Raw genomic sequence first — 22,266 nt, forward strand, 5'->3', positions numbered from 1 at the left:
TTGTAGGTTGGTAGTAAGGACTTTAGTCCTTGAGAAAATCAGCACTAAAGTGCTTACTACCAACTATTGCCAACTTAGGGATCGAGTGAGTATTTCAAATCAATATTGACAGTTGTATTTTTGGTGACAGTAAAACTGGATTTACTAAACTTAGGTGTCCCAGTTTGAATAGAAACTTTAGGATTATTAGAAATCCCGAAACCTTCCTTGGGAATACCAAAGAAATCAGAATCTAGTTTTTGATTACCATTTTGATCATCTACTACGGCTATAGCATAAGTGCCACGTTTCAAGCCATAAAAATGCTTAGTGATAGACTTACCTGTAATGCGAGTGCAACCGCTTTGTACCTCGCTGCGATCGCTTAAAGGAAAGCCTTTTTCACTATCATAAATTCTCAGGCAAATTTGACCTTTTTGATGCCGGATTCCGTTGACAACTACTGTTAATTTAGATGTAGGCTCTGCATTCAAAGGTCTAATACAAGTGAAGCTTAATAAACTAGCTAATAAAACTTGACTCAAGCGATTGATTTTCATCTTTTTCTCCTTGTTATTAGGGATTGGGGACTTATCAATTCAAAATTCAAAATTCAAAATTCAAAATTAAAGAAGAATTGGGGACTAGGGATTAGGGGGACTGGGGACTAGTTTCAAATCTCTCCTGCTCCCGTTCGGCTGACGCTCACGGCGGAAGCCTGCTCCCTGCCCCCGGCTCATTTCAGTAGCTTTTGAATATCAGTCATTTCTAGCCAATGCTTAGTTTGACTTAGTCCTGTTTCTAAATCAATTTTGGGTTTGTAATCTAACAAACTTTGGGCTTTAACAATAGAACAGGCATAGGGACGACTCATAAAATCTACCGACTCTGGCAGGATATCCGCTTTTTTACGAAATAGTTTTTGTCCCTGATGACGTAGTTTTAAAAACAGTTTGATTTCATCTTTTGGTAAAGACATCGGCGTTGGTAAACCTTCCATTGCGGCTAGGCGCAGGAAATATTCTTTCCAAGAAGTTGTTTCGCCATCGGTAATGTTAAAAGTTTCGCCATACGTCTGTTTTTCTATTGCTAAGAAGATGGCATCAATTAAGTTATCTACATAGACATGATTAATCACACCTTGCCCATCATTAGGATAAGCAAATAACTTTTGACGCATGAAGTGAATTGGTCTAACTACCCAAGGTAAACTTCCAGGCCCATAAACATCACCAGCGCGAATAATAATGATGCCGAAATCTGGGGGAGAATTGAGGGGTAAAAGTTCCTTCTCGGCGGATATTTTGGTTTGACAATAGGGGTTATCGTTAGTGGAGAGTTGACCAGATTCGGTGATGCGATCGCTATAATCAAATCCATACACCAAAATACTAGAAAGATGCACAAAAGTCTTGACACCAGCACTTTTAGCAGCTTTCGCCATGTTCACAGCCCCGCCAACATTCATTTCCTGAAATTGTTTAATGGAGCCAGCTTCCTCGGTAAGTTGAGCAGTATGTAAAACAACATCTACTCCCTGACAAGCTTTTTGCGCCACAGTAGCATCGGTGATACTACCAACAATCACCTCAGCACCTAATTTTTTAGCCGCATCAGAATGATGAGAACTTTGTAACCCACGCACCTTAATTCCCTGCGCGATAGCTAACTCAGCCGCACGCAAGCCGATAAATTCATCAATTCCAGTAATCAGCAGAGTCTTGTTTTGCAAATTCATACTTATTAAAGAGGGGTGTAAGGATTAAGGGTGTGGGGGTGTAGGGGTGTAGAGGTGAGGGGGTGTAGGGGTGTAAGAGTTTAAGGGTGAGTTACACAAAAAACTAATTACTGTTCCTTCTTCCCTCTTCTCTAATGACTAATGACTGTTGACTATTGACTATTGACTATTGACTAATGACTAATGACTGTTGACTATTGACTATTGACTATTGACTATTGACTATTGACTATTGACTAAAAAATATCTGCCGGATCTGCGGAGCGAAGTTTGTTAATAGCAAGTGCGCCTGAAGTTATGCACATTAATACGGCTGAAATAAAGACAATTAAAGCATTGTTTCCGGTCATAACAATTGGTAACTTTGTAGCTTCCATCGCAAAATCATATAAAGCTATGGAAACTAAAAACCCTGGGATGTAAGCTAATAATGACAAGATTAAAGCTTGTTGAAATACCACATTTAAAAGATAAGAATTGGGATAACCAATTGCTTTTAACGTGGCATAAGCAATAAATTGGGTAGCAATATTACTGTAGAGAATTTGATAGACAATAACCACACCCACAACAGAAGCCATTGTCAGCATGAGGTTAAGGATGAAACCGATTGGTGTTCTAGCAGACCAATATTGTTTTTCAAAATCAATAAACCCTTGGCGTGTAAATACCCTGACATCATTGGGTAAATTAGCACGTAAATTTGCTAATACTTTCTCTTTATCAGCCTTGGGACTGAGAGTGATGATACCTATATCTATTTTTTCAACTGGGCGAGTATTGGGATTGATGCGAAGAAAAGTTGAGTCACTGACAATTAAGTTACCATCAACACCAAAGGAAGGGCCTAAACTAAATAAGCCACCAACTCTAACTTTGTAACCTCTAGGCCCATCAAAGGGAAAGATTTCAATTGTCTGTTCGGTATCGCCTTTTTCAAAATTTTCTGCGATGGGGCCAAATTCTGGTCGTGAATCCCTGTCAAATAACATGACATCAGGAATTTTCAGCCTATCTAAATTCTGCTCAATTTCAGGAATATTCAACACAGATTGTCCTGGGTCGAAACCCATCACATAGATAGAATATTTCTCACCAGTTGCCGGGTTTTTTAACTTAGCAAATTGCAAATACATGGCGTTAACTGATTCCACGCCATCAAACCCTAAAGTTTGGTATAAACGAGTCCGAGAAAAACTTTGATTTGCCGTCAAAGCTTTATATTGAGAACTAACTAAAAATAAGTCACCTTTAAGGCTTTGATGTACGGCGGTAGCACTAGAATAAAGAGCATCTTGGAAACCAAGTTGCACAAACATTAGCAAAACAATGAAGGCAATACCTGCTACAGCTACCAGAAAACGCAGCCTTTGTTGCGCTAGCTGTAGCCATGCTAAAGGAATTTTAAAATTCATGGCTTTGGGTTGGGGACTGGGGACTGGGGATTGGGGATTGGGGACTGGGGACTGGGGACTGATCACTTTCCCTGTTCCCTAATGACTGTTGACTAATGACTAATGACTGTTGACTAATGACTAATGACTATTGACTATTGACTAAATCTGAATCGCTACATCAACCTGTAAGTTAGTTAAGCGAGATACCCGTTGATTATCTGCGGGTTTATCGATAGATATTTTGACTTCGATGATTCTGCGGTCTGTGTCAAAGTTGGGGTTGATGCTGAAGATGCTTTGTTTATCGACTTGTGAACCAATTTCTTTGACTGTCCCCTGTAGTTTCCCGCTAAAAGCTGGACTGGTGATAATGGCTTTTTGACCTAGACGGACGTTCTGAATATCGGTTTGATAAACTTCTGCAACAACATACATTTGTGATGTTTTGCCAATATCCGCAAAGCCTGTATTACCTATTGCTTCCCCGGTTTTGGCATGAATTTTCAAGATTTTGCCGTCTATTGGAGCTTTAAGATAAGCTAATTCTTGGTCGGCTTTGGCTTGTTTGACGGCTGTTACAGCACTTTTGACTTGATTTTGCGCTAACTCTACATCTACAGTCCGTACTTCTTGAATACTGTTGAGTCTCGCTTTACCTTCTTTGATTTGGTCAGCGAGGGTGTTTTGAGTGCGGGTAAGTGCAGCTTTGGCTTCTGTTAGTTGTTGTTGGGCTGTTTTTAGTTGTAAGGCTTTTGCATCAGCCGCCGAAGCAGTCACAGCACCTTCTTTGAGTAATTGTTGATAGCGATCGTTTTCTGTTTGGGCGTTATTCACTTCCGCTTGGATGCGATTGATAGTTGCTTCTTGAGTCGCAATCTCTCCTTTGAGTTGTGACTGTAACCGCGCGATGGTTGATTTTTGTGCTTCAATATCTCCAGGTTTAGCACCTGCTTTCACTTGTGCTAGCTCAGTTTTAGCAATTTGTAGTTTGTCTAAAGCTTGCTCTAGAGCTGCTGTTGCGCGACCATAATCTTCTAAATATGCTAAGACTTGCCCAGCTTGTACTTCGTCGCCTTCTTTCACCAACAACTTATCTACACGAATACCGTTAGTAGAACTAGGTGCTGACAAAGTTGTTACTTCGCCATCTGGTTGTAAGCGTCCTAAAGCTGTGACAGCAACTTTCACAGGTGCGACTTTAGAAGCGTTAGCAGACAGAGGTTGGTCTGATGAACGAAATTTTTGCGGCGCAAAGTTGTATAAAGTGACAATTCCAGCTGCAAAGGTAATTGAAGCTGCCAAAACTAACCGCCACCGACCTTGAGGTTTAATCATTAATTGGCGCAAGCGTTCTTTGTTGACTTCCATATTTTTATTTCCAAATTATTCATGAAGGGACTAGGAATTTTGGATTTTGGATTGAAGTAAATCCAAAATCTTCTCTGTGTTGCGTTTGCTACCCTAACGCCAATTTACAATCCAAAATTGAGAGGCTGAGAATTAGTACAAGAAGCTTTTATACTTCCTTATGTAAACAGTTAATGATGGCTAATATGAACAACTTTTCCCTGTATTAATATCGATGAGCAAAAGATTCTAATTAGAGTTTTGTAAATACTTGGAAAGTTTGATACCTACCGCAAATAAACGAACAGCGATATAAGTGATTGTGAATTAACTACAAATCTTTCTATGTTCTACACCAATTAGACTTTGCATCAAGTAGCGTAAAATACGCTTGCTTTTTTTAAACTTAAACCCCAATAATTACGAAGCGAAAACTAAAGAGTTGATGGAGGGAGTTTCATAAATACGTGTCTAATCATTGCAAAAAAATGTGATTTTGTCAATTCATCAGGTTGGGCATCGGGCATTGGGCATGGGGCATTGGGCATCGGTAATTAATGAAGTAATTTATTGATTATTTGTTAGTTCCTATTCCCTATTCCCTATTCCCCATTCCCTATTCCCCATTCCCTTTCAATATCTATGATGTGTGTTGAATATTATTGATGAATTGCGATCGCCTAAGCTGTGTAGTATTGGACATTCTGAGAAATCGCGGTTGTTAAATCATGGTTTCTGGATATTCTTGAAACATATCTGGCATATCTAAGTCGTAATGCTCAGTGATTTGATTCACTGTCTTGAGTTTTGCATTTTGTAGGCGCAAGCCTCCTCGTAGAGTATTTTAATTTTGAATTGTCTATGCCTACAGTAGCCATCGCCCAAATTAAAATCGGTCTTAACCGCCGTCCTGTCAAGGGTGAAAAGGTTAATGAACTCAAGGAGTCAATTAAGGCTAATGGCTTGCTTAACCCCATCACTGTAGACCAAAAGCTCAATTTGGTTGCGGGACTGCATCGCCTGACGGCTTGTAAATTATTGGGCTTGGAGGCAATTGAGTGTAATATCGTCGCGTATGCTGGTGCTGATCAGGCGAGATTGGCGGAAATTGACGAAAATCTGATTCGCAATGAGCTAGAACCGCTAGAACGTTCAGAATTATGGCTAGAGCGTGACCAAATTCTGGAACGCATGGGTTTGCGAGCAAAAGCGGGTGATAATCAACATACTTTAAATCAAAATACAGCAGGTGGTGAAACGATTTCACCACCTAAAAGAACTGTAGAGTTAGCCAAGGAAGCTGGTTACTCAGAACGCACTTTTCAGCATGGGAAGCAGATTGCTAAAAGTATTCACCCAGAAGTGAAGCAGCTAATTAAGGGTACAGCGATCGCGGATAGTCCCACCGCACTATTAAATATAGCGAGAGCAGGGACAAAGGAACGTACCTTAGCTGAATCAGCACAACAAGCTAGTGAGTCAGCGTTAGCTAGGGGAGATATCGCTGAAGCTGAACGCCAAGCGAAAATAGTCGAAGAATTACAAGCACAGCAAAAAGAATTACAGACATTAGCTTACAAAAGTGCTGTGGCGCAAAAAGCCGCTAAGTTAGCTGTCAAGAAGACTCAAAATAAATCAGAAACAATAGCCAGTACATCTCCTCATCCCAGACAAGCAGGTAATGAATGGATATTAGGCAGACATCTAGTATATTGTGGCGACACCTCAAAACCAGAATTTCGTAATCTATTACCTTCAGACGCAGCACTGGCGATCGCGACTCTCTCAACTACCTGGGAGCATAATTACTTAGTAGATGAAGCCAGAGTTGTCGCCGTCATCCGTTCGGAAGGACAGATTTATGATTTTTACAAACATAATCAAATGCCATTTCAATATGAGTTATTACTGGGCAATCTTTATATAGGAATTTTTTCCCATCAAACAATATTGAAACCCCAAACACCAATTAATGTTGAAGGTGTGGAAGGAATTATTAACTATTTGCTCAATTTGTACACCAACCCTAATAATTTTGTGATTGCTCCATTTATGGGACACGGTGAAATTCTTATTGCTTGTGAAAGATTAGGAAGAATTTGTTTTATCGGTGACAGCAACTTAGAATTGGTTAACCGTGGACTAAATAGATGGCAAACATGGACAGGTAAATCAATTCACAATTCAACATCCTCTACAGCTAGCCTAACAACCACAAAATTTCCAGTGGATATATAGTGTCTGTTACTTTCGTTCCAGAATTTATTCCCTATGCCCAATTCCCCAATATTTGTTTTGTTTATTATGTACAATATATGAAATGGATCTTTGCTTAATAAATACTCTTCAATTGTCAGCGACCATTTATATTAAAAATTCATCAAAAAACATCTTATGATTATGATGTGGTGGTGAGAAATAAAATTTCTCCATCATGTAATCTGATGTGCTAATTGATGAAAAATCCACGTAAATAATCTCAAACTGTAACTATCTCCTAACCAAAGATATATGCAGATTTACCATCCACATCAAGTTAGTTATTACCTTGATTTTCTAAGTCATCACTTATACTAGTAGGCACTGAGTAATTTGATATTTTCATCACCAATTATTCATTTGGTTCATAAAATTAATTTAAACCAATGATTTAGTTTCTATGAATTATGCTATTCTTTGTATTAATTCAATGTTCCAAAGCAACCCAGCAAATTAGTTATTTATGTGCAAGTAGAACAGTAGTAAAAAATAACTAAAGCTAGTTGCATTTCTCTCACCTTCTCAATGGTTGATAATTCGTTCTCATTCCTGTATTTATTCGGATTCAAGGTGGTATTTCTTCTGTAACGAAATTGTCAACTTTTTCGGGTTAAATCCCATAACATATATTATCCTGGACGCTGAAACTGGCTATGGCATTTATCAAAATACAGAACGTTGTCATTAATACCAGCTATGTGGCTGCGGTCAAACTAGACCATCAAACTAGTTTGGGAGAAAAAAGCGTTTCTGTTCTAATAGCTACTTCTAAGTTTCCATTGTCCAATCTAGATACAATTGCTCAAGATTTCTGCCATTACGAATGGGTAGAATTTACTGGTCAAGCAGCTACCGCGCTTCAAGATTATTTTACCAGCTTTAATAACGTTATCGACCTGTTGCCACAATATCAAGAGTCGAGCGTTGGATAAAGGGAAGGAAAAAGGAAAAAGGAAAAAGGCAAAAATTAAGATAACAATACTTGACCTTTTTACTTTCTTCTACAACTTTCCAGCAATTTTTTTCACAAGCAATAAAAATCGTCAGGGTAAGCAATAGCAACTATACCGATTCATCAAAATTCATCAATAATTCGCGACTAATAAACCTTTGTAGAGGGTTTTATCAATTGCGAATTGCGAATTGCGAATTGCGAACTGGTATGTAGATTCACAGTACCCCAGAACAGAATATGTCCTATGTCTGCTAATCCAATTGATGCTGCCTTGGCGGAGTTAGAAAGCCAAATTAGTAATTGCGAAAAGGCTTTGTTGCGGTGTATTGAGGAAAAGAAAGTGAACTCGGAAAAACCTATGTCAATTAACAAAATTAACAGACAACTACAACAAAATCCTATTGCGATCATTGGGATGGCTTCCATCGTTCCTGAAGCCAGAAATTTGCGGGAATATTGGCAAAATATCATTAATAAAGTTGATTGTATTACTGATGTTCCTGACACCCACTGGAGCGTTGAGGATTATTACGACCCCAACCCCAGAACACCAAAAGATAAAACCTACTGTAAGCGCGGTGGGTTCATTCCAGAGGTTGATTTTAACCCCATGGAATTCGGTATTCCTCCCAGCATTTTAGAAGTTACCGACGTTTCCCAACTATTAAGTTTAGTAGTTGCAAAGGAAGCAATGGAAGATGCTGGTTACGGTGAATCTCGTGATTTTAACCGCGAGATGGTGGGGGTAGTTTTAGGGGTAGCTATGGCCAAGCAATTGGGTATGCCCCTTTCTGCACGGTTAGAATATCCTATTTGGAAGAAAGTTCTCAAAAGCAGTGGACTCTCTGACGAAGACACCGACAAAATCGTCGAAAAAATCCAAAGTGCTTACGTCAAATGGGATGAAAACGCTTTCCCAGGGATGTTAGCTAACGTTGTGGCTGGACGCATTGCTAACCGCTTGAACTTTGGTGCAATGAACTGCGTAGTTGATGCAGCTTGCGCTAGTTCATTCGGTGCGTTGAAAATGGCGATTAGCGAACTAGTCGAACATCGCGCTGACATGATGCTGACTGGTGGTGTAGACACTGATAACACCATCATGGCTTACATTTCCTTCAGCAAAACCCCAGCCGTGTCTCCTAGCGAGAACGTTAAACCCTTCGATGCTAAATCCGATGGGATGATGCTGGGTGAAGGTATTTGTATGCTGGTGTTGAAGCGTCTGGAAGATGCAGAACGCGACAACGATAAAATTTACGCAGTCATCAAAGGGGTTGGTACTTCCAGCGACGGACGCTATAAGAGTATTTATGCTCCCCGCAAAGAAGGACAAGTCAACGCTTTGCGTCGTGCTTACGAAGATGCTGGTTTTTCTCCCGCTACCGTTGGTCTGATGGAAGCCCACGGTACAGGGACGATGGCTGGCGACCCCACCGAGTTTGGTTCTTTAAGAGACTTTTTCTCTCAACACGACAACAAAAAGCAGCATATTGCTTTGGGTAGTGTGAAATCTCAAATCGGTCACACCAAAGCTGCTGCGGGTGCGGCTAGCTTAATTAAAACAGCTTTGGCACTGCACCATAAAATTCTGCCACCGACAATTAACATCACTGAGCCGAATCCCAAGCTCAATATTGAAAACTCCTCTTTTTATCTCAACACCGAAACTCGTCCCTGGATTCGGGCGGAAGGTGAAGCACCAAGACGTGCAGGTGTGAGTTCCTTCGGGTTCGGTGGGACAAACTACCACATAGTTTTGGAAGAACACGACAGCGAACAAAATCGCCCCTACCGTTTACACAGTAACCCCCGCGAAATCATGTTGTTTGCTGCTAATCCTGCGGAACTGCTAACAAAGTGCGAGGAAGCTTTCGGTAACTTGCAATCAGCAGACGGCGAAAGACATTTTCTCAACTTAGCGCAAGCTTGCCAATCTGTGGAAATTCCCCAAAATGCGGCGAGAGTTGGCTTTGTGGCGGAAAATCTTGCAGAAGCTTGCAAGTTGATCCAAACTACTATCGATTTGCTCAAGCACAAAGCAGGCGCAGCTAACTGGGAACATCCCCAAGGTATTTACTACCGTGCTTCCGGGATGGAATTAGGCGGGAAGGTTGTATCGTTATTCTCTGGTCAAGGTTCTCAATACCTGGAAATGGGTAGAGAATTGGTGATGAACTTCCCCACCTTACGCCGTCTCTATGGTTACATGGATGGGTTGTTGCTCAGAGATAACTTGCGATCGCTCTCAGAAATCGTCTTCCCCAATCCCGTATTTAATGAAGACGAGAAAAAGGCGCAAGCGGCTGCTCTGCAACGCACAGAATACGCTCAACCCGCGATTGGTGCATTTAGCGCAGGTTTATATTCCATCCTCAAGCAAGCTGGCTTTAAGTCTGACTTTGTAGCGGGACACAGCTTTGGTGAAATCACCGCTTTGTGGGCTGCGGGTGTGTTGAGTGACCAAGATTATATGTACTTGGTAAAAGCTAGGGGTCAAGCAATGGCTGCACCCAAAGACCCTGACCATGATGCGGGTACAATGTTGGCGGTGAAGGAAGACCTGAGCAAAATCGAACCGATTCTGAAGCGATTCCCACAGGTAACGATCGCCAATTATAATTCTCCCACGCAGTTTGTATTGGCAGGTTCCACTGGTGAAATTGCCAAAGTGCGGGAAGCCTTACAAGCACAAGGTTATGCAGCCATACCCTTACCAGTGTCCGCCGCCTTCCACACCTCACTGATTGCTTTCGCCCAGAAGTCATTTGCGATCGCAACTAAATCAGTCACCTTCCACGAACCCAAACTTCCTGTATTCACCAACGTTACAGGTAAGCAATATCCCAAAGAACCCCAAGCGATTCAAAAAATCCTGGAAACTCACCTCGCTAACTCGGTGCTGTTCAAGCAGGAAATTGAAAATATCTACGCGGCTGGTGGTCACTGCTTCGTGGAATTCGGGCCAAAGAGAATCCTTGCTAACTTAGTCAAAGAAATTCTTGGCGATCGCCCCCATGTTACCATCGCCCTCAACCCCAGCGCACAGAAAAACAGCGATCGCTCCTTACGGGAAGCAGTAGTGCAAATGCGCGTCCTGGGTATGCAGTTGAAGAACATCGACCCATACCAAACCCAGCCTACCTTACCCCCAGCCGATAAGAAAAAAGGTATCAGCATCACCTTACGGGGTATCAACTACGTGTCCGAAAAAACCAAAAACGCTTTTGCACAAGCGTTGAATGATGGACACAAAATTTCCTTCCCCAATGCGCCCACAGTTAACGTTGCTGCTACCCCAGTGGTAGAAACACCCGCTATCTCTGCATCACAACCAGAGACAACAGCCATGTCTGCATCGATGACCGCAGCTACACCAGAGATGTCTGCACCAGTGAAAGCAACTAACGGCAACGGTAACGGACGTGCCGCCAAAATCGCCAACAACTCTACTATTACTACTGAAGTAAAACCAGAAATGAACTCTGCGATCCTTGCACCTCAACTAGCCGAATCAAAGACCATGCAAACACCTGAAAAACTGGAAAACTTCCAGCGTGTGCTAGCAAGCTTAGAGTGCCTCATGACTCAGTTCCAGCAAAACCAAGCTGAAAACCTGCAAGTACATGGTACTTACCTCAACCATCAGATGGAATATACCAAAGCGTTCTTCCAACTGATGCAACAGCAAAATGCTTTGTTTGCTAACGCTAAGACTTCCCAAGAAGCTGCTCAACTCAAGCTAGTAGTGATGGAAAGCTTGGAGCGCAGTTTGATGCAGTTTCACTCCCAACAAGGTGAAACCCTCCGCGTTCATGAAAAATATCTTCAGGAACAAGTAGCATACGCGAAAAACTTCTTCGACCTCATCCAGCAACAATACTCAATGGTTCTTTCCAGTGGCGTAACCACAGAAGCACCAGTTCAAGAAGTTAATAAGCAAATCCCTGCTTTCACTATTGACACCCCCGTTGTGGAAGCATCCGCACCTGTAGCCAAAGTTGAGCCTGTAGTTGAAGCCCCAGTGGTTGCACCCACAGCTTGGCAAATGCAGCCTGAGCCTGTAGTTGAAGCACCCGTGGTTGCACCTGCGCCTGTGGCTCAAGTTATCGCTCCTCCAGTTAAAGAAGTTGAAGTTACTCCCGCACCTGCACCCGTTGCACCTGTAGCTGTAGCTGCTCCCGCCATAGACTTGGCTGAGTTGGGTAACAACCTGCTAGCAATTATCAGCGATAAGACTGGCTACCCAGTAGAAATGCTCGAACTGGAAATGGACATGGAGGCTGACTTAGGAATTGACTCCATCAAGCGGGTAGAAATCTTAGGCGGATTGCAAGAAGTATATCCTGACCTACCCAAGCCCAACTTAGAAGAACTCGCAGAAAAACGCACCATCGGTCAAATTATCGCGTTCCTCCAAGCTAACGCTGCTAGCGGTCAACCTGTAGCAGTTGCTACTCAACCAGTAGTTGAAGTAGCCGCACCTGTTGCACCTGAACCAGTTGTAACTCCTGCTGTACCTGAACCAGTAGCAGTTGTAGAAACAGTTACCGAAACTGAAGTTACAGACACCACTGAATATGCAGATATCGGTAAAACTCTCATCAACATCATCAGCGAGAAAACTGGCTACCCAGTAGAAATGCTCGAACTGGAAATGGACATGGAGGCTGACTTAGGAATTGACTCCATCAAACGGGTAGAAATCTTAGGCGGATTGCAAGAAGTATATCCCAACTTGCCCAAACCCAACTTTGAAGAATTAGGCGACTTACGCACAATCGGTCAAATTGTTGACTACCTCCAGAAGCTGGTGGGAGGTGAAAAAAAAAAGCCTCAGTCTGAGTTTAGCTGGCAACCAGTAAAAGTCATCGACGGTGTTCAACGCCGTCCAGCCAAACTCAGATACCTGCCAACACCCGATCGCCTAGAGTTCAAATTGCCAGAGGGACACATCTATTTAATCACCGATGATGGAACTTTGACTACCTCCCAAGTAGCCCAAGCTTTAACAGAAAGTGGCTCCAAAGTAGTAGTGTTGAGCTTCCCCCAATCGATAGTTCCCCAACGCTCGCCCTTACCCGCAGGCGTGAACCAAGTCAGCCTCGCAGATATGAGTGAAGAACTACTCCAAGAAAAATTATCTGCGATCGCTACTAACTACGGCACGATTGGGGCTTTTGTTCACCTCCACCCCAGATTTCAGGTAGCGAACACCGGCAAAGTTCCTTTCATCCCAGAAGAAAAAGCGATTGTGAAGCACGTTTTCTTTATGGCAAAGTACCTGAAACAATCCCTGACTGAAACTGGACGTTATGAGCGTAGTTGTTTCTTCACTGTCACTCGGTTAGATGGTAGTTTTGGGTTAGAGCATGATGTAAACTTTGGTGCGATCGGTGCTGGGTTGTTTGGGTTAGTCAAGACTCTGAGATGGGAATGGTCAAATGTATTTACCAGAGGAATTGACCTCAGCCCCAACTTAGATGCAAGAACTTCAGCACAGCACATCATTAATGAGTTGCATGATTCTAATCTTTGTATTGCTGAAGTTGCTTACGGTTCTCAAGGACGCGTCACTCTCATCAGTTCCTTCGAGTAATTAGGAAAAACTACTCTGCGTTACTTTGCGTTAAACTCCGCGTTCCTCTGCGTTGAAGAATAGACTTTTTTGCCTCACGCAGAGGCGCAGCGAAAAGTCGGAGCGGAGGTTTCCTCCGATCTGAACTTTTCAAGACAGAGGCGCAGAGAGTTTTGATGAGAGGTTGTCTCTAGGTTTATAAAATTTCAGATTTTCAATAATTATGACTACACTTACTCAAGTTCGTCCTTCATCGGTTTTTGTTGTTAGTGGTGGTGCTAAGGGAATTACGGCGCAGTGTGTGGCTAGATTAGCACAGCACCAACCTTGTCAGTTTATCTTGCTTGGGCGATCGCAAGTTATTGAAAATGAGCCGGAGTTTGCTCAGGATTGTTTTGAAGAGGCTGTATTAAAAAAACGGATTATGCAACATCTCATCTCCCAAGGTGAGAAGCCGACACCGATGAGTGTACAGAAGGTTTATAACACAATTGTTTCTAGCCGTGAGGTTAAACAAACTCTGGCGGAGATTGAAAAGACTGGTGCAAAGGCTGAGTATATCAGTGTTGATGTAACTAATGTGGCGGAGTTACAAGAGAAATTAGCTGCTGTGTCTGCACGGGTGGGGAAAATTACGGGAATTATTCACGGTGCGGGTAATTTAGCTGATAAGTTGATTGAGAAGAAGACAGACCACGATTTTGAGAAGGTTTACACCGCTAAGGTGCAAGGGTTAGAAAATCTGCTGTCTTGTGTGGATGCTAAACAATTAGAACATTTGGTGTTGTTTTCTTCCGTGGCTGGATTTTATGGGAATATTGGGCAATCAGATTATGCGATCGCTAATGAAATTCTCAACAAGTCAGCCCACTTAATGAAGCAATACAATCCTGATTGTCATGTTGTCGCTATCAACTGGGGCGGATGGGATAGCGGTATGGTGACACCAGAACTCAAGAAAGCCTTTGCTGAACGGGGAATTGATATTATCCCTGTGGATGTGGGTACACAAATGTTAGTTAATGAACTACATCCCAGCCATCGTGACTCTACACAAGTAGTCATTGGTAGCCCCATCATCCCCCCACCAGGAACACTAGACCCCCAACTCCGCAGCTATCGCATCCATCGCCGCCTGACTGTAGATGCCAATCCCTTTTTGATGGATCATGTAATTGCTGGGACTCCCGTACTACCAGCCACCTGCGCCATGTCCTGGATGATTCATGCTTGTGAAGAATGTTATCCAGGTTATCGCTATTTACGTGGTAAAGAATTTAAAGTTTTAAAGGGTATTACCTTCAATCAAACCCTAGCGAAAGAATACATTCTCGAAATTCAAGAAATCGCCAAACATGGTTCTGAATCCATCGAATTTCAGACCACAATTCTCAGCAAAACCCCCGAAGGAAAAACCCACTATCATTTCCGCGCCAACATTACAACTGTGCGCCAAATCCCAGAAATTCCCATCTATGAATCTGTTAATTGGCAAGAAGATAATATCATCAAAACCATTGGTAAAGACTTCTATCAAAATGGTGATTGCTCCCTATTTCACGGGCGAGCATTCCAACAAATTACCAGAATAATTAACATAAGCCCAGAGAAAATTACTGCTGAATGTTACTGGCCAGAAATCTCACCAGAAGCCCAAGGACAATTCCCCATCAGATGGTTCAATCCCTACGCCATAGACCTCAGTACCCAACCCCTCTGGATATGGTTAAGTCACTATCACCAAGAAGTTTGTTTACCCGGACAAATAACAGATTCACAACAATTTAGAGCCATTCCATTTAACACACCCTTCTACGTTTCTTGTGAAGTCATCAGCAAAACCGCAACAGGCTTAACCTCCAACTTCATGGTTCACGACACCGAAGGAAAACTCTACTCCCGCATCTTAGGAGCAAAAGCAATCATTGCACCAATGAACCTGCACAAACCCAAATAGGAGGCAGGGGGGCAGGGGGCAGGGAGCAGGGGAGAATAAATAATGAATTTTACCCTCACCAATTGCCCTCTCCTTCTCTCTGCGCCTCTGTCTTGAAAAGTTCAGATCGGAGGAAACCTCCGCTCCGACTTTTCGCTGCGGCTCTGCGTGTTAGCGTAGCGGGGCGTAGCCCGACAAATCTTAAATAAAACCCCTCAAAACATCCTAAATCAATTAGGATTGCTATAGTAGGCCATTCATAAGCACAGTAAATCCCTAATCGTCTCAAGTTCCGGGAATAGCGTAAATCCTCGTAAGTTTAGAAAACAGTTTAAATACTGTCATATTCAGCAGAAACAAAGGTGACAGGTTACAGGTTACAGGTGACAGTGAAATAGTCATTAATTCTTTTTCCCCCTGCTCCCTGCCCCCTGCCCCCCTGCCTCTTATCGCTACCCAAACGAGGATAAAAACAGTGGAAAAAATCGCCATCATCGGATTATCATGCCTCTTTCCTGACGCTAACAATCCCGATCAATTTTGGCAGAATCTCACTGAGCAGAAAGATTCGACATCATCAATTACTGTCGAAGAAATGGGTTTAGACCCCACAATATTTTACGACCCAGTCAAAGGCAAGCCGGAAAAATTTTATTTTCTCAAAGGTGGATTTATCCGCAATTTTAAATTTGATGCCAGCGAATACAATCTGCCATCGGAATTTGTGGAAAGCTTAGATAACACCTTCAAATGGTCACTATACGCTGCAAAACAAGCTATTCAAAATAGTGGCTACTGGGGAAATGAAGAAGTCCTATCTAAATGTGGAGTAATATTAGGAACTCTTTCTCTACCCACCAAAGTTTCTAATCAATTAATTGCACCCATTTACCGCCAAACCATCGAACCAGCAGTAGCGGAACTTTTACAAAATCAAGATTTCCATCTAGCGGCTATCCCTACAACTACTAAAGCCGCGACACAAAACGCCATGATTTCCGGCTTACCGGCTGCATTAGTCGCCAAAGCTTTCTCCCTTTCAGGTAATCACTTCTGTATTGATGCAGCTTGTTCCTCTGCCTTCTATAGCATCAAGTTGGCATCTCATTACCTACAATCCCGCAAAGCTGACGTAATGCTCGCTGGAGCTATCAGTTGCTCAGATCCTCTCTTCTTACGGATGCTCTTTTCCGGTATCCAAGGCTATCCAGAAAACGGCATTAGCGCGCCTCTAGATAAAGCTTCACGAGGCTTAATTACCTCTGAAGGTATTGGTATGGTTATGCTGAAACGCTACAGTGATGCCGTCAGAGATGGAGATAAAATCCTCGCAACAGTTTGCGGTAATGGTCTTTCTAACGATGGTAAAGGTAAGCATTTACTAAGTCCTAATACTAAAGGGCAAGTTCTAGCCTTCGAGAGAGCCTATCAAGAAGCTGAACTTAACCCCAAAACTATTGATTATATGGAGTGTCACGCTACCGGCACATTACTGGGAGATACCACCGAATTAACCTCTATAGAATCCTTCTTTGGACAACACCAAGCCAAGCCTTTAGTTGGTTCAGCCAAAGCCAATGTCGGTCACTTGTTAGTAGCCGCCGGTATGGTGAGTTTGACGAAGGCAATATATAGCCTCAACCACGGCATAATTCCCCCACCATCAACGTCAACGACCCTATTAAGTCGGAAAATAACGTGATTTCATCCGACAACATCGTGCGAAATCAGACACCCTGGCCGCAAAACAAGCCAACCAAACACGTAGCTTTAAGTGCCTTTGGTTTCGGTGGTACAAACTCCCATCTGATTCTAGAAAAATAAGAAGTTTAGTGTTGCGGAGAAAGATATGATTATGTCTCACGCAAAGTCGCAAAGACGCAAAGTTACAAAGAAAAAAAAGGTAATTTCGACATTTCATATTCTGATACAGCAACATCAAAACCCTTCACTAGACCTCTTGCAACAATTTGCGCTCTTACCTTTGCGTCTTTGCGCCTTTGCGTGAGCTTTTAAAAAAATATTGATGCAAGAAGTCTAAATAAATTCAACCTCAACAATAGTAAAGAGATGTTAGAACAAAAAATCGCTATTGTAGGCATGGATGCCTTTTTCGGTGAATGCAATGGCTTAGATGCTTTTGAACGCAGTATCTACGACGGTAAACAACACTTCATTCCCCTACCGCCGAAGAGATGGTACGGCATCGAAACACAACCAGAATTACTACAAAAGTACGGCTTAGTAGAAGGTAAAGCACCCGTAGGTGCATATATCAAAGAGTTTGATATTGATACCCTCACCTATAAAATTCCTCCCAACGAAGTCGAAAAACTCAACCCCCAACAACTGCTACTTCTGACAGTGGCCGATCGCGCCCTTAAAGATGCGAAGATTCCAGAAGGGGGTAATGTCGCGGTCATTATCGCCACAGAAACTGAGTTATCAGTTCATCAACTCCAACAACGCTGGGATGCGTCTTGGCAAGTTAAAGATGGACTCAACGCGGCGGAAATTACTCTACCCCAAGACAAAATCGCTCAACTAGAAACCATCGTTAAAGATAGCGTTCACCATCAAGTCGAAATTGGTGAGTATTTAAGCTACATCGCCAACATTATGGCGAGTCGGATTTCTTCTTTGTGGAACTTTACCGGGCCTTCCTTCTCTCTCACGGCTGTAGAAACTTCTGCATTTAAGGCGTTGGAAGTGGCACAAATGCTACTGATGACCGAAGAAGTGGATGCTGTGGTTGTCGGTGCAGTAGATATGGCTGGCGGTGTTGAGAACGTATTAATACGCAGCCAATCAGCTAATATTAATACTGGTGTTAACACTCTGAGCTATGACCAAAAAGCCAACGGTTGGACACCGGGAGAAGGTGCGGGGGTTGTAGTTCTCAAGCGTCATGACCAAGCATTAGAAAATGGCGATCGCATTTATGCTGTAATTGATGCCATTAGTATCGGTCAAACTCACTCAAACCTAGACGGTACAAGCATTAACCAAGCTTGTCAGCAAGCTCTACAAACAGCAGGTATTCAAGCTGAACAAGTGAAATATGTCGAGGTTTGCGGGAGTGGGATTCCCCAGGAAGACGAGGCGGAAATTGCTGGTTTAGTCCAAGCTTATCCACCTGTAGGTGATGGTTTACACTGTGCAATCGGTAGCGTCAAAGCCAATATCGGTCACACTTTCGTGGCTTCGGGTATCGCTAGCTTAATTAAAACGGCTCTGTGTTTGTATTACAGATATATTCCTGGGACTCCTGGCTGGTCTGGGGTGAAGAATCCCCAAGCTTTTGAAGGTAGTCCTTTCTATGTGGCGACGGAATCTAGACCTTGGTTTTTGAGCAAGAATGCTCCCCGACGCTTCGCGGCGGTGAATGGGATAGGTTCTGACGGGACTTATGCTCATGTGATTTTGTCGGAAGAAGTCAAGCAACAAGAGCGTCCAAATACTTATTTACAGCAAACACCTTATTATCTGTTACCTGTAGCTGCTGATGACCGCGCTAGTTTGATGACAGCGTTGGACAGTCTGCAAAAGAGTATTACAGAGAGTGATTCTCTATCTCAGAGTGCTAGCCAAGCTTTTAATACCTATCAACAACAAACCGCCGCACAGTACGCCGTTTCCATTACCGGACGCAACAAAAAAGAAATCCTCCGCGAGATTGAATCAGCACGTAAAGGGATTACTGCTGCTTTTGAAAAGGGTACAGATTGGCAAACACCTGTAGGTAGTTACTTCACCGCTAACCCCTTGGGGAAAAAAGGTGAGTTGGCTTATGTGTATCCGGCGGCGGTGAATTCCTATGTTGGGATTAGTCGTAATATCTTCCGTCTGTTCCCCAAACTGCACGATAACCCTTTCATCAAGAGCCTCTACAAACGTGCGGCTGATGTGGAACGTCGGGTATTTCCGCGCAGTTTGAGTAAATTAACTACTAGACAACTAGAAAAACTAGAGCGGGAATTGCTCGATGATTCTCTAGCAATGTTTGAAGCGGAAATGTCCTTTACCCGACTGCTCACTACAGTCATTCGGGATGATTTTCAAATCAAACCCAAATACGTGTTTGGTTATAGCTTGGGTGAAACCAGCATGATGGTTGCTCAAGGAGTTTGGAGCAATTTTTATGAGGGTAGTAACTCCTTCAACTCCTCAGCTTTATTTGGCGATAGATTATCTGGCCCGAAAAATGCTGTGCGTGAGTATTGGGGATTACCAAAATCTACCTCGGCTTCAGAGGATAATTTGTGGGGTAATTATGTGCTGATGGCGAGTCCTGTACAAGTGCGGGATGCAATCAGAAATGAACCGCGTGTTTATCTGACACAAATTAATACTGCCGAAGAAGTATTAATTGCAGGTGATCCTGCGGCTTGTCAAAGGGTGATTAAAACCATTGGCTGCAATGCTTTCTCTGCTCCCTTCGATCATGTCATTCATTGTCAAGCCATGCGATCGGAGTTTGATGAGCTAGTTAAATTAAATACTTTACCGAGTCAGGAAATACCCGGTATCGTATTTTATTCGGCGGCTGAGTATGAGACTATCACATTAGAAAGTGGTGCGATCGCTCGTAGTATTGCGACAGGGTTATCTCAAGAATTAGATTTTCCCAAATTAGTTAACCGCGTCTACAATGACGGAACCAAAATCTTTATTGAAGCTGGTGCGGGTAGCGTCTGTTCTCGTTGGATAGATAAAATCCTGGAAGATAAAGAACACATCACCGTTTCCCTCAACCGTCGCGGGATGGATGATCATAGTTCCATCGTCAAAGCATTAGGTAAACTCGTTAGTCATCGGGTGAATTTAGACTTATCACCGCTTTACAGTCCGGTAACAAATACCAAGCAAAATAAAGCCATGCTGCGGACTGTGACAGTTGGCGGTGATTCAATTACTGGCAAAATTTTGACAGCAGAAAATCGTCAACTCTTCCAAGATGTAGCGAAGAAAAAGCAGCCAGAACAACCGCTATTTAGTGATTCCCTCACTATCAATTCTCTGAATTTATCTCAGGCTGTGAATAAGATTGAAACTCCGGCTGTAGAAATTCCTACTCTTAAAGTTGAGTCAGCAAAAGATTCCATGAAAACTATCATGGAATACGATTTAAAAACTGAAGAGCAAGTAGAATTTTCTGAGTCTACTGTTTCTGACTCTGCAACGCCTGAAATAGTTCCCGATTTACCTGTAACTGACGAAGAATTTCGCATCATCATCAATATGTTGGAATTAAACAAAGTTCAGTATCAAAAGCTGAATGCAAACAACGCACGCATAACTAAAAATCACACAGATTTCTTAAATTCCAGACAAGATTTTAGTAAACAATTGAGCGAAATCATTCAATTGCAAATGGTCTGCGCCGCAGATTTATTGAGTGAAGAAGCTAAGTAATTAATGTTTGTAGTAAGGACTTCAGTCCTTATCAAGCCAGGACTAAAGTCCTTACTACAAACCAAACATAAATTCATTGCATATCGTGCGAGGGAACGACTGTGACGACCGTGGATACATTTATAAATAGATATGATAATGGACTGGGTTATTCCAGCCATATCTACAATCACAATCTCATCTGGAAAGGTGCTTTAGATTGTGTTGCTTTTGAACAAACAGATATCAAAAATAAATTACTAGCTTTAGATAAACCTTGTTACATTGTCAAGCTTGCAGGGAAAGTAGGCGTAACTAATGATGGTTATTTAGCTCCAGCAGAACACGGTGCAGCCGGACAATTAGAACTGATTACATCAATTCCACCCATCAAAAGCCAGCAACTAGGCGACCCTAGTTTTCTATCATTTTATGGCGTAAAATATGCCTATATGACTGGCGCAATGGCTAGCGGTATTGCTTCCGAAGAAATGGTCATTGCATTAGGTAGAGAGCATATTTTAAGTTCCTTTGGTGCTGGTGGTTTACCGCCTGAAAGAATAGAAACAGCAATTCATAAAATTCAACAAGCTTTACCTCATCAACCTTACGCTTTTAATTTAATTCACAGTCCTAATGATATGGCAGTTGAACGCCAAGCTGTGGATTTATATTTAAAATATGGTGTGAGAATTGTTGAAGCTTCAGCCTTTTTAGACTTAACTCCCAACATTGTTTATTACCGTGTTGCGGGATTAAGTTTAAATGATGCTAACCAAATTGAAATCAAAAATAAAGTCATTGCTAAAATTTCTCGCCGAGAAGTAGCGAGTAAATTTATGCAGCCAGCACCACCTAAAATGCTGCAAGAATTGCTGCAACAAGGTTTAATTACTGAGTTGCAAGCTAAACTGGCGGCGAAAGTACCAATGGCTGATGATATTACTGTAGAAGCTGATTCTGGTGGACATACTGATAATCGTCCCTTGGTTTGTTTACTCCCTTCACTAATTGCTTTAAGGGATGAAATTCAAGCTCAATATAATTATTCTCACCCCATTAGAATTGGTGCAGCCGGTGGAATTGCTACCCCAGAATCAGCTTTAGCAGCTTTTATGATGGGTGCGGCTTATGTAGTTACTGGTTCAGTCAATCAAGCCTGTGTTGAATCTGGTGCTTGTGAGCATACCAAAAAACTATTAGCACAAGCAGAAATGGCTGATGTCACTATGGCTCCCGCCGGCGATATGTTTGAAATGGGTGTGAAGGTACAAGTGCTGAAACGGGGTACGATGTTCCCCATGCGCGCACAAAAATTGTATGAATTGTACCGCACTTATAACTCCATTGAAGAAATTCCTTTAGCAGAAAGGGGAGAGTTAGAAAACAAGTTTCCGTAAAACTATTGCTGAGGCTTGGGAAGGAACGGCTGCTTATTTATCACAAAAAAATCCAGAGAAATTAGGCAAAGCAGTTAACAATCTAAACTCAAAATGGCTGTAATCTTTAGATGGTATTTAGGATTATCTCTCGTTGGCCTACCACTGGTGAAAAAGGTAGAGAAGTAGATTATCAAATTGGTGCGGCCCAGCAATGGGAAGTTTAATGACTGGGTGCGGGGTTCTTATTTAGAGGAAGCGCATAATCGTCATGTTGTTGATGTTGCTAATCACATCATGAAGG

The 22,266-nt window shown here is 42.4% G+C and carries 9 protein-coding genes and 2 pseudogenes; 7 read left to right on the top strand and 4 right to left on the bottom strand.

Translation table 11 applies throughout. The features are described 5' to 3' along the window. Positions 1 to 74 precede the first annotated feature (74 nt). From CV014_RS12465 to CV014_RS12480, 4 genes are all read right to left on the bottom strand, one after another. On the bottom strand, positions 75 to 539 hold the full coding sequence (locus CV014_RS12465; protein ID WP_236142319.1) for a DUF2141 domain-containing protein: 465 nt from the start codon (positions 537 to 539) through the stop codon (positions 75 to 77). A 176-nt stretch (positions 540 to 715) separates the two neighbouring features. Continuing rightward, on the bottom strand, positions 716 to 1,717 hold the full coding sequence (locus tag CV014_RS12470) for an NAD-dependent epimerase/dehydratase family protein (protein WP_236142320.1): 1,002 nt from the start codon (positions 1,715 to 1,717) through the stop codon (positions 716 to 718). 236 nt (positions 1,718 to 1,953) lie between these two features. After that, complete coding sequence (gene devC, locus CV014_RS12475) at positions 1,954 to 3,132, bottom strand: ABC transporter permease DevC (protein WP_236142328.1); 1,179 nt, start codon at positions 3,130 to 3,132, stop codon at positions 1,954 to 1,956. A 141-nt stretch (positions 3,133 to 3,273) separates the two neighbouring features. Continuing rightward, entirely contained in the window at positions 3,274 to 4,482 is a 1,209-nt protein-coding gene (locus CV014_RS12480) for an ABC exporter membrane fusion protein (RefSeq protein ID WP_236142321.1), read from the bottom strand. An 840-nt stretch (positions 4,483 to 5,322) separates the two neighbouring features. Here CV014_RS12480 and CV014_RS12485 point away from each other — a divergent pair. The 7 genes and pseudogenes from CV014_RS12485 to CV014_RS12515 all read left to right on the top strand — a co-directional run. Then, positions 5,323 to 6,699, top strand: coding sequence for a ParB N-terminal domain-containing protein (locus CV014_RS12485; RefSeq protein ID WP_236142322.1), 1,377 nt, complete (start codon positions 5,323 to 5,325; stop codon positions 6,697 to 6,699). Between the two features lie 674 nt (positions 6,700 to 7,373). Then, a complete protein-coding gene (locus tag CV014_RS12490) occupies positions 7,374 to 7,652 on the top strand; it encodes a hypothetical protein (protein ID WP_103140084.1) in 279 nt (92 codons plus the stop codon). Between the two features lie 267 nt (positions 7,653 to 7,919). Next, positions 7,920 to 13,274, top strand: a complete 5,355-nt coding sequence (locus CV014_RS12495) for a type I polyketide synthase (protein WP_236142323.1) — start codon at positions 7,920 to 7,922, stop codon at positions 13,272 to 13,274. Positions 13,275 to 13,476: 202 nt separating this feature from the next. Then, complete coding sequence (locus CV014_RS12500) at positions 13,477 to 15,210, top strand: SDR family NAD(P)-dependent oxidoreductase (RefSeq protein WP_236142324.1); 1,734 nt, start codon at positions 13,477 to 13,479, stop codon at positions 15,208 to 15,210. Between the two features lie 454 nt (positions 15,211 to 15,664). Continuing rightward, positions 15,665 to 17,013, top strand: a pseudogene (locus CV014_RS12505) (polyketide synthase). 246 nt (positions 17,014 to 17,259) lie between these two features. Then, positions 17,260 to 20,604 (top strand): PfaB family protein, encoded by a 3,345-nt coding sequence (locus CV014_RS12510; RefSeq protein ID WP_236142325.1) that lies wholly within the window; start codon positions 17,260 to 17,262, stop codon positions 20,602 to 20,604. Between the two features lie 101 nt (positions 20,605 to 20,705). After that, a pseudogene (locus CV014_RS12515) lies at positions 20,706 to 22,266 on the top strand (PfaD family polyunsaturated fatty acid/polyketide biosynthesis protein); the annotation flags it as partial.

Origin of the sequence: Nostoc sp. CMAA1605 (genome assembly GCF_021596505.1) — a bacterium.
Classification (GTDB): domain Bacteria; phylum Cyanobacteriota; class Cyanobacteriia; order Cyanobacteriales; family Nostocaceae; genus Trichormus.